Source organism: Marinomonas sp. S3726 (genome assembly GCF_000967665.1).
In the GTDB taxonomy this organism is placed as follows: Bacteria; Pseudomonadota; Gammaproteobacteria; order Pseudomonadales; family Marinomonadaceae; genus Marinomonas.
Map to the genome: position 1 here is coordinate 1 of NZ_JXYC01000062.1, position 1124 is coordinate 1124.

Below are 1124 nucleotides of genomic sequence, written 5' to 3' on the forward strand. Positions count from 1 at the left end.
CAAACTTCGATGCTTGGCGCTTTTATAAGCTGGTCTTCTTTAATACGTAACCAACCATCAGTGCGCGTCATGCCGTGCCGTCTATGCTTTCTCTTCGCGTTGTAATAGATGCGCCATTTCGCCGCTAGGGCATTAAGCTCTTCTAAGTTAGCAACAGGTTGAAATTTCAGCCCCGCTTCAAATGAGCGCTCAATAATGTTTCGAGCATTCTCAACTTGCCCCGTAGCCCTAGCATTTCCAGCCTTATGCGCAATGTCTTCTATGTTCAGTTGGCGGCATAAGTTCTTCGTCATTGAACTCGTGTTAGCACTACCCGGATCCATGTACAAAATCTTAGGCACACCGTGCATCACATCGCCGTTACTACGCTCTTGCATCGCGTTGATAAATACCGAGCATAAATTTTCACCTGATTCGGCCCCCATCACATACTCAACGTAAATCCAGCCAGAGGTGTGGTCTGTAATCTCATAAGACCAAACCCTATCAGCCATCACTTTTTGAAGGTTCTTTGGTTTGTTCTTATAAAATTCTTCACGCGCCATTACATGAAGCCCATTAGATGCGGCGGTTGGTTTTAGGTAATAAAGAACGCATAGACTCGCATCGATTTGCCAAACGTGGTTTGGGTGTAGACTCTGAACTTCAGCATGGGCGCTAGGTCGTAAAAGTTGATCCGGGTGGAGTTTGTAATGGCGCAAAGCTCTATGAATGGCAGACTCAGAAAGTGGTACAAGCTCGCCTGTTTCTTTATTAATACGAGCCGCTTTGATTTGATTGTCAGCTCTTAATGCTTCAACCGCATCAATCAAGCTATACAAGCGTTTACCGTTATTTCTAAGAGACTCCATCATGACACCCGATATCAAAATCGCTTCGTCTCTCTCTAGCCCTGTTGAACCCGTATCACCACGCTGCTTTCGTTTTGCTTTACCCATCAGTTCAGCTTTATAGCGGTGGAAAGTGTGAATACTAATATTGAGTTTCTCACACGCGTTGTTATATATAGTTTGACGCTCGCCATGCTGAGCCGCTTTCGCTTCTCTTAACGCATTGGTCATGACTTCTATTTGAATCGGAGTGAGCGAGGCCATTTTTATTCTCCTTTGCTCTCGTGAGAGATA

At 45.0% G+C, this 1124-nt stretch carries 1 pseudogene; it reads right to left on the minus strand.

Annotated elements, in window-relative coordinates:
- Positions 1–1094 (minus strand): annotated as a pseudogene (locus TW85_RS24945) (DDE-type integrase/transposase/recombinase); the annotation flags it as partial.
- Positions 1095–1124: the final 30 nt, after the last annotated feature.